13 protein-coding genes are annotated in these 12,837 nt (G+C 40.3%); 7 read left to right on the top strand and 6 right to left on the bottom strand.

The window, feature by feature from the left end:
- Nucleotides 1–77 precede the first annotated feature (77 nt).
- From MAE_RS01825 to MAE_RS01815, 3 genes are read right to left on the bottom strand one after another with little or no spacing between them, the layout of a single operon-like run.
- The gene (locus MAE_RS01825; protein ID WP_002739214.1) at nt 78–287 is read right to left on the bottom strand and encodes a hypothetical protein; all 210 of its coding nucleotides are present in this window, start codon (nt 285–287) and stop codon (nt 78–80) included.
- Nucleotides 288–298: 11 nt separating this feature from the next.
- Nucleotides 299–1,978: a glycosyltransferase family 39 protein gene (locus MAE_RS01820; protein WP_041803668.1), complete on the bottom strand. Its 1,680-nt coding sequence runs from the start codon at nt 1,976–1,978 to the stop codon at nt 299–301.
- A 1-nt stretch (nt 1,979) separates the two neighbouring features.
- A complete protein-coding gene (locus MAE_RS01815) occupies nt 1,980–2,555 on the bottom strand; it encodes a hypothetical protein (RefSeq protein WP_041803666.1) in 576 nt (191 codons plus the stop codon).
- Between the two features lie 236 nt (nt 2,556–2,791).
- On the opposite strand from MAE_RS01815, the gene MAE_RS01810 reads away from it, so the two are divergent.
- Nucleotides 2,792–2,986: a hypothetical protein gene (locus tag MAE_RS01810; RefSeq protein WP_002763089.1), complete on the top strand. Its 195-nt coding sequence runs from the start codon at nt 2,792–2,794 to the stop codon at nt 2,984–2,986.
- 478 nt (nt 2,987–3,464) lie between these two features.
- Entirely contained in the window at nt 3,465–4,151 is a 687-nt protein-coding gene (locus tag MAE_RS01805; protein WP_012264068.1) for a class I SAM-dependent methyltransferase, read from the top strand.
- 101 nt (nt 4,152–4,252) lie between these two features.
- On the opposite strand, the gene MAE_RS01800 is transcribed toward MAE_RS01805, so the two are convergent.
- Nucleotides 4,253–5,782: a pyruvate kinase gene (locus MAE_RS01800; protein ID WP_012264067.1), complete on the bottom strand. Its 1,530-nt coding sequence runs from the start codon at nt 5,780–5,782 to the stop codon at nt 4,253–4,255.
- A gap of 722 nt (nt 5,783–6,504) precedes the next feature.
- On the opposite strand from MAE_RS01800, the gene gatB reads away from it, so the two are divergent.
- On the top strand, nt 6,505–7,977 hold the full coding sequence (gene gatB, locus MAE_RS01795) for an Asp-tRNA(Asn)/Glu-tRNA(Gln) amidotransferase subunit GatB (RefSeq protein ID WP_012264066.1): 1,473 nt from the start codon (nt 6,505–6,507) through the stop codon (nt 7,975–7,977).
- 332 nt (nt 7,978–8,309) lie between these two features.
- The gene (locus tag MAE_RS01785) at nt 8,310–8,960 is read left to right on the top strand and encodes a ParA family protein (RefSeq protein ID WP_002745320.1); all 651 of its coding nucleotides are present in this window, start codon (nt 8,310–8,312) and stop codon (nt 8,958–8,960) included.
- 17 nt (nt 8,961–8,977) lie between these two features.
- Here the strand turns inward: MAE_RS01785 and MAE_RS01780 are convergent, their stop codons facing one another.
- Together MAE_RS01780 and MAE_RS01775 are read right to left on the bottom strand one after the other, a co-directional pair.
- Complete coding sequence (locus tag MAE_RS01780; RefSeq protein ID WP_041803663.1) at nt 8,978–9,430, bottom strand: hypothetical protein; 453 nt, start codon at nt 9,428–9,430, stop codon at nt 8,978–8,980.
- A 48-nt stretch (nt 9,431–9,478) separates the two neighbouring features.
- The gene (locus MAE_RS01775; protein ID WP_012264063.1) at nt 9,479–10,276 is read right to left on the bottom strand and encodes a pentapeptide repeat-containing protein; all 798 of its coding nucleotides are present in this window, start codon (nt 10,274–10,276) and stop codon (nt 9,479–9,481) included.
- A 430-nt stretch (nt 10,277–10,706) separates the two neighbouring features.
- Here MAE_RS01775 and MAE_RS35550 point away from each other — a divergent pair, with 430 nt between their 5' ends.
- The 3 genes from MAE_RS35550 (at nt 10,707) to MAE_RS01765 (ending at nt 12,829) form a co-directional block, all read left to right on the top strand.
- Nucleotides 10,707–10,838, top strand: coding sequence for a hypothetical protein (locus tag MAE_RS35550; protein WP_269453957.1), 132 nt, complete (start codon nt 10,707–10,709; stop codon nt 10,836–10,838).
- Between the two features lie 77 nt (nt 10,839–10,915).
- On the top strand, nt 10,916–11,953 hold the full coding sequence (locus MAE_RS01770; protein ID WP_012264061.1) for an AI-2E family transporter: 1,038 nt from the start codon (nt 10,916–10,918) through the stop codon (nt 11,951–11,953).
- Nucleotides 11,954–11,971: 18 nt separating this feature from the next.
- Nucleotides 11,972–12,829, top strand: a complete 858-nt coding sequence (locus tag MAE_RS01765) for an amino acid ABC transporter substrate-binding protein (RefSeq protein ID WP_012264060.1) — start codon at nt 11,972–11,974, stop codon at nt 12,827–12,829.
- Nucleotides 12,830–12,837 lie beyond the last annotated feature (8 nt).

The raw sequence follows: 12,837 nt of genomic DNA, 5'->3' as shown, positions 1-12,837 counted from the left end.
CAGCTTTAAAAACCCGCTCCCTTGTCCCCACTTCCCACTTCCCACGCAAAACTTTTTGCCGCAAACCCTAGTTATAGTTAATAACTTAACTTCAGAGCATTTACTGGTACATCATCCCAAGATTCTACGGTTCTTAAAACTGCTACCCACCCCGCTTGTTTTTGTTCGTCCGTAAGACTGGTTAACCAACTTTGATGACAATCTTTTGCTGCTTGTTCATCTTGACAGGCAATACAAGCTTGTACTAAACCGCAGGGGTCAATCTGTTCATTTACCCAAATAATCATAGTTAATAGCCCTACTTAACTTTACTATTATAATCCATCGATCGCCCACAGAGAAACTTTTGATATTCATAACCTGTTACATAATTGGAGGATAACTCTGAAGGTTGACAGTCCGATAAATCTATTGAAGAATGGAAATTAATTAACCATAATTCAAAAGCAAGAGAAGATGACAGATTAAAATTTGGCTTTTGTTCTGGGTTAACTAAGATAAACTTAGGGTTTTTATCGGGAAATTTTTGGTTAAATTCCCAAGCAATTCCCATCATTTCTCCCACCTGCACCAAACTCCTATAGCTAGTGGCAATTACTAACGGATAACGGCTATTATTTTCGATAGTGGTAACTAATTTATCTGGGCGATAATACTTACGATAGCCTAAATTAAAAGTCACACTTAGGGAACTAACTAAAGCCATGATAATGACAATAATTACTATTCTTTTCTGCTTCCTTTGCCAACAATTGTCTAATAAAATTGCTAGAATTAAAATTACCGAGGGAAAGTAAACAAAACTATATCTAGCTCCCCGGGTAATATCGATCAAAAGCAGATAAGTGATGACAAAGAAAATAGCAATTGAACTGAGAAAAAATGCCGAGAGAATGCCTAATTCTGATTTATAGGAGTCTAGCCACGCTGTTTTTAATTGTGGGATAATCCAGAGAAAAAACCCGATCATTATTGCGCCAGAAATCAAGATAATTATTAAAGATTCTGATTCAACGGGGAGCAGGGAAAGCATGGTGATTAATGTTCCCAGCAATTGAAAAAAGGGGCTAATTACTGCTAAAAAACTATCATTGTCTCTCTGAATCCAACCAGTCATCTGATTGCCATAATCTTTGGGTACAAAGCTGATAAACCAAATAATAATAAAGCTCAAGTTACCTAAAAAAACTAAACTTAAACGCCACCAATTAGTTATCCAAAAGTTTTTTTGTTGGATTTGCTTGAATAAAATCAATAATAAAGTTATTGCTTCCGCTAGGATAGTTAAACTAAAAAAATAGTGGACTAATAACCCTAGACAGTTGACAATTAACCAGAAAAAAACCAAAGTATGGGATATTCTCTTATGGTCGATAATTTTGCTGCTTGCCCTAAGAAAACAGCCTAAAGATATGAGGACAAATACAACCGCTAAAGTATAATGACGCGCTTCTTGGGAGATAAAAACCGCATAGGGAGAAACCGCCATTAAAATCGCCGACAGAAAAGCGATCAAGCCGGATTTAAAGACCAATTTACTGATAAAATAAATTAAAGGAATCGAAATAACTCCCCAAAAAACTGCCAGCAATCGCATTCCTTCTAAAGACACATATTCTCCCCGATCAAAGAATAATTTATTCCAGAGATAGGCGAAAATAAAATATAAAGGTGGATGATTGTCCTCCTGAATAACTAATTTAATTACATCGGCAATAGTTGCCTGATGGTTGCTCTGAAGAGGTGCTAATAAAGTGTCTAGGGAAATTATTTGATTTAACGGCACTATCTGGTAATTATTGCCAATACTAAAAACCATAGTGGCAAATTCATCCGTCCAGGGAGGTTTGCTAGTTAATTGTGTTAACCTAATAACCAGTCCCAAAATTATTACTAATCCTAACCAGCAAAAATCAGACCAAGCTAACCGCTCCTTGCTTCTTTGTTGTAGATCAGAAATGACTGTAGATAAATTCAATTTAATTGTTATCTCCGAAAGATTCGATTATTTTAACCGCTTCCGATGGGGAAATATCTTGACGGCAATTAGGATAATCATACTCCTCCCGGGCAATTAATGCCCCACTGAGACGATAAAAATATTCTCCCATTTTCATCCAATCGGAATACAAATCGGGTTCGGGGAATTGTTGCCTTAATTCCGAGTCTTTGGGTGTACCATAATTGAGCCAGTATCCTTCTCCAAATAGTGGGGAATTGAGCGCCAGGGTTCCCTCTAATTCTAAACCATCATCGCCCCTGGCGTTTTCGATTCCTTCCACCAAAAAACAGCTATTCTCGGCATTTTCAAAGAGGACTGCGTATCCATTCCCCTCTTCTGCGAGGATTTTAATCTCGCTGGCCCGAAATCCGGGAGGAATATAGTTAGGTAAAATAATCTTAGCATCTAGCGATCGCAGTTGTTGCCGTTGACTGGCGCTCAAAGTTACCGTTTCTGCTCTCAAATATTGCCCATTGTCAATAATAACAATAGATAATCCTAAAACTAAAGGCCAGAAAAATTTTATGGTCATAATCGCGGTTTCTAAGGTCATATTCTGGAGAATATCTGAGTTTTTAGGCAATTTACTGATTATTTAACCAGATTAATGACGAATATTGCCCTTTTCCTGTTCCCGATTCCCTATCTACCGATTCTAATCGACAAAAAATCATAGCTTGTCTGTGGATTCCACTTTTTTCCACTTCTGTCACCCGGAATTATGGGACTGACATCACCCCAAACCCTCTCGTATTCTAAGGTTATCGACAGGAAAGAGAGGTGACAACCATGTTAGCCAACCACCAAAATCAAACTTTTGTCCGTAACTACTTAATCGCAGTTATCTCCGTGGTGATGATGGGTGTGGGAGTTGCCGATCTCGTCAATAATCCCTCTCGAATCGCTCAACAAAACCGTCTTGATGGTTATGGTCGCTATGTTAGCGCTGGTTTGGTTAGTGGTGCGGTCAATAATATGCGTTAATCTGCTTCTGACACTGGATGTCACCAAGTCCCTTTGAGGACAGATGTTAAAGCGAGATTTGACATTTCTAGCTTTTGTTGTATGATAATGTCGCTAGTCGTTATTCTCATAACTTGGCAATTTCAATATGGCCTATCATCCATTCCATGAATTCCTAGCAATTTCCCTGCTGATGAGGTACAATACCTTAGGTTTTGGGGAGGGGAACAAAAGGGTTAAGTGAGCATACCCCATGATACTGGTAAACTCTATAGTTATGGGTAAATCCTCTGTCGATACCAAGAGAAGATGTTATAGCAGTTTTCATCAGAATGAGGCATGGGCAAGGGGCTTAAACCCTTTGTTGGCAAAACTTGTCGATACCTCAGTAACGTGAAAAGCGCTATATTATGCCAGTAATAATGTTGATTTACAAATATGTTTTGTCCGATCATAACTGTCAGAATACCCTTAAATTCACCATCATAAAAGGAAAACAATGCTTAAACGTAGATTTGAAAGACTAAACGCATTAGCAGATATTAACTCCGCCTCTAAATATTTGGAAATTGGAGTTAGCTCTGGGGGGACTTTTATTCGGGTTAAGGTTCCCCAAAAAATAGCTGTAGATCCCTGTTTTAAGGACGATGTTCATAAAAAATACGCCAATGAAAACTCAATTTTTTATGAAATAACGAGCGATTCTTTTTTCTCCACTCTTGCTCCCCAACACGGTGAATTCGATCTGATATACTTAGATGGATTACACACTTTCGAGCAAACGTTTAGAGACTTTTGTAATTCTTTACGATACTCTCATTCCCGCACTATCTGGCTTATTGATGATACCTGTCCGATTAGTTGGTTTGCCTCTCTTCCTAATTTCCGGCTCTTTCGCATATTAAGAAAATTGCTTAAGATTAAGGACCCAAGCTGGATGGGGGATGTCTATAAGGTCATTTTCGCTATCCATGATTTTTTCCCTCAATTCAGTTATGCGACTTTTCCCGGTCACGGACAAACTGTACTCTGGTTGGAAACCCGAAAGGATTTTATCCCGACTTGGGATTCTTTGGAGAAAATTAGTCGTCTTAGCTATTGGGATTTCGAGAAGTTTAAAGACACTCATCTACTTATCCGCGATCCCGAGACTATTCTTGATCAAATCAAGAATAGCCTTTCTTAACCGCTACTCCCAAATCCGCTTTTGTATAGTACGATTAACTGCTCACTCCCTCACTTCCCATCAGCACACAGTTCCGACTGATAACTGATAACTGAAACTGCTTAAACCCAAGAATGGAGGGCGCGTAATTGGGGCGTTTTTTTAGCTTGGTGGCTCTGCATTCTTTGTAAAACATCATCGAGAATTGTCACCGCTTCACGGATATATTCCCCCTTATTAAGCATGACACATTCGGCTCTTTCGGCCATAGCGGCATCGGTAATCTCGGCCCGGGAGGGAATACTTTTCTTGACCAGATTTTCTAGGACTTGGGTAGCCCAAATGACCGGAATATGGGCCGCTTCGCATAACCAGAGAATTTCCTCTTGAATTTCTGCTAGTCTTTGATAGCCAATTTCTACGGCCAAATCACCCCGGGCAATCATTACCCCAAAAGGTTGTTTACCGGCGGCATGGATGATTAATTCGGGAAGATTTTTCACGGCTAAAGGTGTTTCTATTTTGGCCACGATTGCTTTTTGTCGCCAAGCATCCCCCAAACGACTTTGTAACTCTAGCTGTAGTGTCTCGATATCGCTGGCTTTTTGCACAAAAGAGTAACCGATAATATCGGCATTTTCGGCAATAAAATCTAAATCTTGCCGGTCTTTTGCGGTCAAAGGATCGATATTTAAGACCGTATCGGGGAAATTTAAGCCTTTATCTGCTTTGAGTTTTTCCCCTTTCTCCCTAGCGTGGGTAATTTTTAGTAAAAGACCTTCTGGCATTATGGCAATAACTTCAGCCCCGATATGACCATCATCAATCCAAACTTTCGCCCCGACGGGAATTTGGGGAATAATTTCCGGTTGGGAACAATTAGCCTGAAAATACTGAGGATGGGCAGTGTGGGGGGGTTGGGTGGTTAAGAGGAGAAAATCCCCTTGATATAGTCTGGTTTGGGACTGGGGGGCTAAAATCTCTTCTAAACGGATTTTTGGGCCAGCTAAGTCCATATAAACCTTACAGGTATGTCCATTGACTAAATTTTCGGGATTTTTGACCGCCTCGCGCAGATTTTCGATCATTCCCTGCCACTCTTTCGGGCCATCATGGGCGCAATTAATGCGAATACAGTCCATCCCGCAACGCAGTAATTGAGCGATAAAATCGGGGTCGGTTGCCGCCTCCGTCGGCATTGTCACCATAATTCGCACCCGACGCCGGGGGGAAGGCAGACCGAAAACTTCCGCGCTATGGGAAGCTAAAAGTTGATCTCCTTGGAAAAATGCCTCTAAAGGGGGATGTTTGGGTAATAATGAGGCTTCTTGATGACAAACCGCCCCTAAAGTGGCAATTACCGCATCGAGAGTCGGTAAAACTTTCGATTCAATCCGGCCTAGGGAAGATAATCCCCAGGGCATTAAAGCTAATTGTAAATCCCGGATATCTTCTTGTCTCAGGGCGAGATAATAGGCTAAATTACGGGTGCTAGGTTGAAAATTCTCCTTTTCAATGAGGTTTTTCCACTGCTGCAATTTCTCCTCTCCTTCCACTGTCACAAAATGCCGTAACCTTTGCAGATGATGGAGGAGAGTTTGGGGATAGGATAATTGTTCTCGTTTGAGTTGTTCTGAGAGAGTTAAAGACATAAAATTAAGTAAAAAGTAAAAATCGTCAATTAAGTAAGTGGTTTCAATTAAATTGAAGATAGATTTTAGGTTCGATCCCCCCTGCCCCCCTTGATAAGGGGGGTGCCGATAGGCGGGGGGATCTGACAACTTTTAACGCCTACCTACTTAAGTAAGTGGTTTCAATTAAATTGAAGATAGATTTTGTCCTTGATCCCCCCTGCCCCCCTTGATAAGGGGGGTGCCGATCCCCCCTTAATAAGGGAGGTATCTGACAATTTTTAACACCCACCTACTTACTAAGGCAATATTTGCCTAGAAAATGATCACTTTCGCCGCTTATATTGCTTTTGGCTGGTTATGGGGTCAGTTCTTAGGTATAATCTCTCTGTTTCTATACTAAGCAAATATCCCGTCTCTAGAAGTTAATTTTTGCTACGATTTATGGCGGTTATCTTAACGGTGAGGTGGGAAGTTTTGGTTTTCGGTGGTCGGTGGTCGATACTAAAAAAGCTAGGTTTATCGGTGAAAAATTATCGATAAGCTTCCCTGTCTTATGCCTTTGATAAAATTTAAAATAATGGCGTACATTGGCTGAATAAATTATCTTTTTTAAGCTATATTAAAGGTGCATAGAGTTATTAGTAACTACAGTATTAAGTTTTATGAAGGGAGGGAATGCTCCAGAATCGCGACTATAATGATTAAACAGATCATTCCTGTGTCGGCGAGAGCGAGAAAATATGTCTGCCACTGAATACGAAGCAATTATCGGTTTAGAAACCCACTGTCAACTGAACACCAGAAGCAAGATATTTTGTTCCTGTCCCACCAACTTCGATAGTCCCCCCAATACTAACGTCTGTCCCGTCTGTTTGGGTTATCCGGGGGTATTACCCGTCCTTAACCAAGAAGTCCTGGCTAGTGCCGTTAAACTGGGATTAGCTATCGATGGTAAGATTACACCTCATAGCAAATTTGATCGCAAACAGTATTTTTATCCCGACCTGCCGAAAAATTATCAAATTTCCCAGTATGATCTCCCTATTGTCGAACAGGGTCAACTAGAAATCGAGATCGTCGATAAAAAAACTAAGGAAGTTAGCCGCAAAATTATCGGCATTACCCGTCTGCACATGGAAGAAGACGCAGGAAAACTGGTTCATGCTGGCAGCGAACGTCTCTCCGGTTCCACCCATTCCCTCGTCGATTTTAATCGTACAGGTGTACCATTATTGGAAATTGTCTCGGAACCAGATTTACGCACCGGGGCCGAAGCGGCGGAATATGCCCAAGAATTACGGCGTTTAGTGCGTTATCTCGGCATCAGTGACGGTAATATGCAGGAAGGTTCCCTACGCTGCGATGTCAATATTTCTGTTCGCAAAAAAGGCACTGAAAAGTTCGGGACTAAGGTAGAAATTAAAAATATGAACTCCTTTAGTGCTATCCAAAAAGCCATAGAATACGAGATTGATCGACAAATTGAAGCGATCAAAAATGGCGAATTGATCGTACAGGAAACCCGTCTTTGGGAAGAAGCTAGTCAACGGACGATTAGTATGCGGAAAAAAGAAGGTTCTAGCGATTATCGCTATTTTCCCGAACCGGACTTACCCCCCCTAGAAGTCTCCCCCGAACAGTTAAAAGCTTGGGCGGAAGAATTACCGGAATTACCCGCGCGTAAACGTCGTCGTTATGAAGAAGAATTTGGTCTTTCCGCCTACGATGCCAGGGTTTTAACCGATGATCGCACCGTGGCCGAATATTTTGAAACTGCCGTAATTGCCGGGGCTAATGCGAAATTAGTCGCTAACTGGATCAGTCAAGATATCGCCGCTTATTTGAATAATAATAAGCTGACGATCACAGAAATTGCCCTGCAAGCATCAGACTTAGCCGAATTAGTTAAACTGATTGAAATGGGAACAATTAGTGGCAAAATTGCTAAGGAAATTTTACCGGAACTTCTCACCGAAGGCGGTTCACCAAAAACACTGGTGGAAAAGAAAGGATTAATACAAATTTCTGACACTTCTGCAATCAAAAAACTGATCGAGGAAATTATCGCCTCCCATCCAAGCGAGTTAGAAAAATTCCGGGCGGGTAAAACCAATCTTAAGGGATTTTTTGTCGGTCAAGTCATGAAAAAAAGCGGCGGTAAAGCCGATCCTAAATTAACTAGCCAAATCTTAGATCAAAAACTTTCTGGTTAGTTATATTCAGTGATCAGTGATCAGTAAACAGTAATCAGTGGGGAGCTTTTTTTCAGTGATCAGTAAACAGTGATCAGTAAACAGTAAACAGTGAACTTAAAACTCAAATCTGATAACTGGTAACTGATAACTGATAACTGGTAACTGATAACTGATAACTGATAAGTAGCTGGTTATAATTAAATTGAAGATAGATTTTAGGTTCGATCCCCCCTGCCCCCCTTGATAAGGGGGGTGCCGGTAGGCGGGGGGATCCCCCCTTAATAAGAGGGGCATCTGATAACTTTTAACGCCTACTTACTTAACTGATAACTGATAACTGATAACTGAAAATGACCTCGCAATTAAAGCCTAATAGCCCAAAAATCCTCGCTGTTGTCAATGGTAAAGGTGGTGTGGGTAAAACCACCACTGCGGTCAATTTAGCGGCAATTTGGGGGCAGAATCAGCGTGTTTTGCTGGTGGATGCGGATCCGCAGGGTTCCTCCACTTGGTGGGTAGAAAGAAATCAAGCGGGTATGGTATTTGATTTAGCCAAGCAAATTAATACAGAGAAATTAGGAGAATTGCGTCAAATTATCGAGTACGATCTGATCGTGATTGACACACCACCAGCTTTGCGTTCCGAATTACTTACGGCAGTAATAGCAGAATCGGATTATTTAATTTTACCGACTCCTCCCGCACCGATGGATTTAATGGCTTTAATTGACACGGTACGCACAGCAGTTAAACCCCTAGGAATTGCCTATCGGGTTTTATTAACAAAAGTGGATTCTCGTAGTCTTAAGGAAACTTTAGAAGCACAAAATACTCTATTAGAATTAGGTATTCCCGCCTGTCATGCTTTTGTCAGAAATTATAAGGCCCACGAAAAAGCCGTTTTAGACGGGGTAGCTATTACCAATTGGCGCGGTAAAAATGCCCAAGAAGCCAGCGCTGATTATCGTCGTGTAGCCGAAGAATTAGAACGGGATTGGTAGATTTATCGACAGGTTTTCTAAGGACAATATTTTTGTAGTAAAGAAATCACTAAATCTAGACCATCGGGCTGAACTTGAACAGTATAGGCTTCGGCTTCAATTTGTCTGCTAAAACCCTGATAATTCATAAAAAATCTTCTGGTCATTGCCGGTGGTTCTATGGCTAAATTAAGAGCTTTAACTGTTTTGCCTCCATGACAAAGTTGAGCGGCATGGACAGCTTCATGAATTAATGTTGGTCGGGCAATACCTAAGTCAAAAACTAGGGGATGAATCCAAATAATTCTAGTTTTACTATCAAATAACCCGTAGGCTCCTCGCACTGGTGGCGGGGAAATTTTAACGATAAAATTGTGTTTTTCTAGAGCTTTTTGCAGCAGTAAAAAATCAGAATTCGCTGCCGATAAATTTTCTCCTCCAGCTAATTGCATCCCTAGAAAAACAGCAGCGATTGTGTAATAAATGCCCATCAGGTGATAGTTCCTATTAAAAAAATATCAAAATTAGCAGGAGGTTATTCATTGATGAATCGAACCATCGGGGAGAATTGTTCCCGTTAAAATTGCTCCAGTTAATTTCACCATAATACGCTTACCAAAGCCAATTTTTGCCCCGCGTAAATCCGCCGCCGACAGATCTGCCCCGCTTAAATCCGCCCCGATGAGATTGGCTTCCTGTAAATTTGCGCCTTTAAGGTTAGCTTCGAGGAGATTGGCGCGAAAAAGATTAGCCTTGTACAGATTAGCCTTTTCTAGGTTAACTTTGTGCAGGAAGCTATCGCTTAAGTCGGCATGGCTTAAATCTGCCCCGATGAGACTGCGACTAGAGAAATCTTTTTCCTTCAGGTTAGCTCCCTGTAAATCGGCTCCGTTTAAATCCCGATAGTGAGGGCGCCAGGCGGCATGATTGTGGACCTGATGGTTATTCTGGGAGTGGCTGTGTTGACTGTGGGTTTGTTGACTGTGGGTTTGTTGACTGTGGGTTTTATGGCTGTGGGTTTGGGAATTTTGGCCGGGTTGGCTAGGGTGAGGCTGATAGGGGGACGCAGTTTTATAGGCGTGGGCGGGCTGTTTTTCAGTTTTAGGGGGGTAATTGGAGCGTTTAGGAGAATTTTGATGAATTTGCCGCAATTGTTCCCTAGCGTGGTTAATTTCTTGCAGTTTAGCGGTGGCTTTTTCCAAAAGACGCTGATTATCTTTGGGAATGCGATCGGGATGCCAAATAAACACCAAATCTTTGTAGGCTTGATTGATCTCGTCGAGAGATGCCCCATGATCTAACCCTAAAACTTTATAGTATCGCTCCAATTCTTTCATTATCGAAGTCCTAATACAAGGATAAAAGCATTAATGGCTACAATTTCTCTGAGTCTTGTCGGATTTTCTAGGAGAGGATTTCTTTCAGGATAATTTGACTCTGGGAGAGTTGCCATAAAATTTGAGAAAATGTCTGGTAATTAAGAAAATCTCGTTTTTCTATCCTGTTTTGTGGCGTAATTGTATAGCACATAACAGCAAAATTAGCAAATTTTTGATACAAAACTTGATTTATGCTGTTGGGGAAGTGAGGAAGTGGGGAGATTTGGTCAGTTATCAGTGAACAGTAAACAGTAATCAGTGAAAAGACAGCACTGTTGTTGTCATCCATATACTGCTCACTTAACACTCTAGGTTCTTCGGTTTGTGTTATGCAATGGACGGGGTTATAAGGAATGAAACCCTTATGGAGAAAAACATTTAGCGATTTTTGTCAGTTGTTTTTGCTCTAGAACGAACTAATCAATTAAGTCTCTTGCCAGATAAGGATTTAGTCGATTTATGCTACCCGATGGAACCATCCCGAGTAACGAAGAACCAGAGTCCCACTGATAACTGGTAACTGATCACTGATAACTGAAAAAGCTGAGGACCGACTGCTGTATGATAAAACTTGTCCCGATAGGATAAATAAAGGTCGTGAAATTTGGTCAGTGGTTGGGGTTTATCTGTTTAATAATGGCTCTCTATGTATTGTGGCAGATTCGACAGCTGTTATTATTGATTTTTATGGCGATCGTGTTTACCGTAGCCTTAAATAGATGTGTGAAAGGATTGCAGAGATTGGGTATTAAAAGGGGTTTGGCTATTTTAATTACCCTGCTGACGAGTCTAGCAATTGTGATTTTATTTTTTATAATTATTGTTCCCCCCTTTATCGAACAGTTTCAAAAATTAATTGAACTTTTACCGCAAGCTTGGGATTTAGTCCGCAATAACTCGATTCAATGGCGACAACAATTTCAATTTGATTGGTTGCCATCGCTGCCTAATTTAACTGATTTATTCCAGCAGTTACAACCTTTAGGAACCTTTGTTTTTAGTAACTTTTTTACCTTCTTTTCTAACTCAGTTGCGGCAATTTTGCAATTATTATTCGTGCTGGTGTTAGCAATGATGATGTTAGCCAACCCCCAACCCTATCGACAAGCTTTCTTAAAATTATTTCCTAACTTCTATCGTCGTCGTGCCGAGGAAATTCTGACCCTATCGGAAGCGGGTTTAGGTAATTGGTTGTTGGGAATTGCCATTAGTTCAACTATGGTAGGATTATTCAGTGGTTTCGGTCTTTGGCTTCTACAAATTAATCTAGTTCTCGTTCATGCTATCCTAGCAGGATTGCTCAATTTTATCCCTAATATCGGACCGACTGCTAGTGTGATTTTTCCCATTCTAATTGCTGTTATCGATGCACCTTGGAAAATTGTCGCTATTCTGATTCTCTATTTTATTATCCAAAATGTCGAAAGTTATTGGCTGACACCCACTGTCATGGCTAAACAGGTATCTTTACTACCGGCAATTACCCTAATTGCTCAAATTTTCTTTGCTCAAATGTTTGGCATCTTAGGTTTATTATTGGCTTTACCTTTGACAGTGGTAGTAAAAACATGGTTAGATGAATTATTATTCAAAGACATTTTAGATAAATGGGATCACGGCCATAACAAATCTTAAATAATCTCGGCAAAAGTCATGAAATTAATCATTCTTACTCTCGTTATTTTATCTAATGTTTTTGCTGCTCTCCCCGCTAAGTCTGAAACAGTGCTAGAAAAAATTAAACGCACGGGATTATTAGAAGTAGCGATGAGAGAAGATGCCATTCCTTTTGGCTATCGAGATAGTAATAATAATTTGCAGGGATTATGCTTAGATTTTATCCAATTGCTCAGAGGGGAACTCAAGCATAAATTAAACCTCCGGATCATCAGTGTCAAAATTTATAAATCAACTTTATTTAATCGCTTCCAGTTATTGGAAAATAAAACCGTTGATTTCGAGTGTGGTCCTAATAGTATCAGAAAAAATATACCCAATGCTGTCAGTTTTTCTCGTCCTTTTTTTGTGACGGGAACTCAGTTTTTAGTTCGGAGTGATAATCAGAATAATTTTAACTTTTCCTCGTCCTTAGAAGGTATAAGTATTGGAGTTTTGCGAGATACCAGCACTCAAGAATTATTAAGACAAAAATATCCTCTTGCTACCTATCAAGAATTTCAAGGAGTGACGGGAAGACTGCGAGGTATCCAAAGTTTAAGAAGGAATGGAATAGATGCTTTTGCTAGTGATGGTATTCTGCTAATTGGAGAAGCTGTCATTCTCGGTTTATCCTTAGAAAAAGATTATCAACTTATCCCGCGCAATCCTTTAAATTGTGATTATTATGGTTTTATTCTTCCCGCTAATGATCCCCAATGGCAAGAGTTTATTAATGGGGTTATCGTCACCAGTGAGAACAGAAATATTTTTAAAACATGGTTTACTGAAGTTGCTTCTTATTTTATACATACCTGGCAGTATTGTCGTAATAATCCCGAAGAATCCAGGTAAAACTTTAT

It is taken from the genome of Microcystis aeruginosa NIES-843 (genome assembly GCF_000010625.1).
In the GTDB taxonomy this organism is placed as follows: domain Bacteria; phylum Cyanobacteriota; class Cyanobacteriia; order Cyanobacteriales; family Microcystaceae; genus Microcystis; species Microcystis aeruginosa.
The sequence above is the reverse complement of the archived record's forward strand: the minus strand, read 5'-3'. Positions and strand labels throughout refer to the sequence as shown.

Bases quoted from the DNA above. Each gene is read 5' to 3' on its own strand.
- MAE_RS01825 (WP_002739214.1), bottom strand. From the start codon at position 287: ATGATTATTTGGGTAAATGAACAGATTGACCCCTGCGGTTTAGTACAA.
- MAE_RS01815 (WP_041803666.1), bottom strand. From the start codon at position 2,555: ATGACCTTAGAAACCGCGATTATGACCATAAAATTTTTCTGGCCTTTA.
- MAE_RS01810 (WP_002763089.1), top strand. From the start codon at position 2,792: ATGTTAGCCAACCACCAAAATCAAACTTTTGTCCGTAACTACTTAATC.
- MAE_RS01805 (WP_012264068.1), top strand. From the start codon at position 3,465: ATGCTTAAACGTAGATTTGAAAGACTAAACGCATTAGCAGATATTAAC.
- MAE_RS01800 (WP_012264067.1), bottom strand. From the start codon at position 5,782: ATGTCTTTAACTCTCTCAGAACAACTCAAACGAGAACAATTATCCTAT.
- gatB (WP_012264066.1), top strand. From the start codon at position 6,505: ATGTCTGCCACTGAATACGAAGCAATTATCGGTTTAGAAACCCACTGT.
- MAE_RS01785 (WP_002745320.1), top strand. From the start codon at position 8,310: ATGACCTCGCAATTAAAGCCTAATAGCCCAAAAATCCTCGCTGTTGTC.
- MAE_RS01780 (WP_041803663.1), bottom strand. From the start codon at position 9,430: ATGGGCATTTATTACACAATCGCTGCTGTTTTTCTAGGGATGCAATTA.
- MAE_RS01775 (WP_012264063.1), bottom strand. From the start codon at position 10,276: ATGAAAGAATTGGAGCGATACTATAAAGTTTTAGGGTTAGATCATGGG.
- MAE_RS01765 (WP_012264060.1), top strand. From the start codon at position 11,972: ATGAAATTAATCATTCTTACTCTCGTTATTTTATCTAATGTTTTTGCT.